Raw genomic sequence first — 2,248 nt, 5'->3', positions numbered from 1 at the left:
AATTGTAGGAATTAGTATGATCTAGATTCAGCTTAAGTAGTGATGGATGTTGGAAGATACATGTATGTAGCTTATATGGGTCAGCAGGTAATAGAAAAAATGATTCGGATGTGTTTGAAGCTATAACTGTTGATGAACAATAGTGAATACAAATAAATATAAAATTAAAAATTTGTACTTTAGGGTTATTTATTCTGAAATAGCCCTTTTTTAATTTTCATAAAAACTTCTCGAACGATTCCAATTATAACGATCAAAAGGGTAAAACTAATACTTTTTCCTAGCAACAAAAGAGTATTGCCATAAGAAACCAGGTTTGTATAATGTGTAATAGTTCCTACAATGAACATTAATATAAGGTAAGAAATAGTTAATAATGAAGTTTTCTTTATATTGGCATCATTTTTTGTTCCTAAATAAAATATAAAGTTAAGGAAACATACTAATGCGATAATACTTAAAATGAAACCGAGATAGGAATTTATTTGATTCATAAGCATCATCTTATCCCAGATAGGCTGAAGTCCTTTGGTTAAAACTCCACTACGACCTGGGAAGGATTTTGATATTATATTTTTATATGCTTCAACGAATATACGACTAAGAGATAAAATTGTAAGAATTAAGATGAAAAAGAAATAAGAATTAAATTTTTTAGTTTCTTTTTTAATCATAAGAATCTACTCCTTTATGTTTTATTATAACATAATTCTGATTGAGATGAATATTTTTATAACAATTATAAATCTATTGCATAATAATATAAAGTACATGATATTTAAATTGGTGGTGATTAATTTGGAAAAAGTAAATATAGCTGTAATTGGAGCTACAGGCATGGTTGGTAGGACATTATTGAAAGTATTAGAAGAACGAGATTTTCCAATAAAAAAATTATATCTTTTTGCATCAGCTAAATCAAAAGGAAAAACAATAGAAGTCCATGGTAAAGAATATGAAGTTGAAGAGCTTACAGAAAACTCATTTAGAAGAGATATTGACATTGCCTTGTTTTCAGCAGGAGGAGAGATAAGTAAAAAATTTGCTGTAATAGCTAAAAATAATGGAGCCATCGTTATTGATAACAGTAGTGCATGGAGGATGGATAAAAATGTACCTTTAATTGTACCAGAAGTCAATCCAGAAGATATTAAATGGCATAATGGTATAATTGCTAATCCTAATTGCTCTACAATCCAATCTGTAGCACCATTAAAACCTTTACATGATGCTTTTAAAATTAAAAGGATAGTATATTCAACTTATCAATCAGTTTCAGGTTCAGGTGTTGGAGGATTAAAAGACTTAGAAAATGGAGTAAAGGGGTTAAAAAACAAAAAATATCCTCATCAAATAGCATATAATTGTATACCTCATATAGATGAGTTTTTGGGCAATGGATATACTAAAGAGGAAATGAAGATGATTGAAGAAACTAAAAAAATTTTAAATGATGTTAGTTTAAAAATAACAGCAACTACCGTAAGGGTACCAGTTAAATATTCTCATAGTATCTCTACAAATATTGAATTTGAGAAAGAATTTGAATTAAGCAAAGTAGAAGAACTTCTTAATGATTTTCCAAGCATAATTGTTCAAGATGATATATTTAATAATGTTTATCCTTTAGCTATAAATGCTCAAGGAACTGATCAAGTATATGTGGGAAGAATAAGAAGAGATTTTAGTATTGATAATGGGATTAATATGTGGATTGTAGCTGATAACATTCGAAAAGGAGCTGCAACGAATACTATTCAAATTGCAGAATTAGTGTTAAAAGAATATTATAAAAAAATATGAAAACTATTTATCGATAAGGCAAAAATAAAAGGTGGATTTTTACAAATCTACCTTTTATTTTTGCTATTCGTACCGTTTTTCCTACCATTCGTACCGAATTAAACAAAAATAAGGTTAAATATGGTATGTTGATAATAAATAAAGCTAAAATTTATGGAGGGTCTATATGCTACATAAGTTGGCTGAAGATATAAGTTTTTATTTGATAACCAATAAAATAATAGATATAGAGGATAGGGATATTTATATATATGGTTTAGAATTGCTTATTTCTACTTTGTTTACATCCATTAGCATATTAATCCTAGGATTATTAATAGGGGAATGGATTTCTGGAGTAGCATATCTAACAGTATATTTTTTACTAAAATCTTATACAGGAGGATATCATGCAAAACATTATTATGAATGCTATATCTATTCCATATTAGTTTTTATTGCTTTA

The 2,248-nt window shown here is 27.6% G+C and carries 3 protein-coding genes; 2 read left to right on the top strand and 1 reads right to left on the bottom strand.

Translation table 11 applies throughout. The features are described from left to right. Positions 1 to 185 precede the first annotated feature (185 nt). On the bottom strand, positions 186 to 674 hold the full coding sequence (locus tag VK998_RS05485; RefSeq protein WP_325226373.1) for a hypothetical protein: 489 nt from the start codon (positions 672 to 674) through the stop codon (positions 186 to 188). A gap of 124 nt (positions 675 to 798) precedes the next feature. Between VK998_RS05485 and VK998_RS05480 the strand changes: the two genes are divergently transcribed. Both VK998_RS05480 and VK998_RS05475 read left to right on the top strand, forming a co-directional pair. After that, a complete protein-coding gene (locus tag VK998_RS05480) occupies positions 799 to 1,803 on the top strand; it encodes an aspartate-semialdehyde dehydrogenase (protein WP_325226371.1) in 1,005 nt (334 codons plus the stop codon). Positions 1,804 to 1,969: 166 nt separating this feature from the next. After that, a partial coding sequence (locus VK998_RS05475) for an accessory gene regulator B family protein (protein ID WP_325226368.1) occupies positions 1,970 to 2,248 on the top strand: 279 nt, incomplete at its 3' end.

Origin of the sequence: Schnuerera sp. (genome assembly GCF_035459645.1) — a bacterium.
GTDB lineage: Bacteria > Bacillota > Clostridia > Tissierellales > Tepidimicrobiaceae > Schnuerera.
This window is presented reverse-complemented; position numbering and strand designations above follow the sequence as displayed.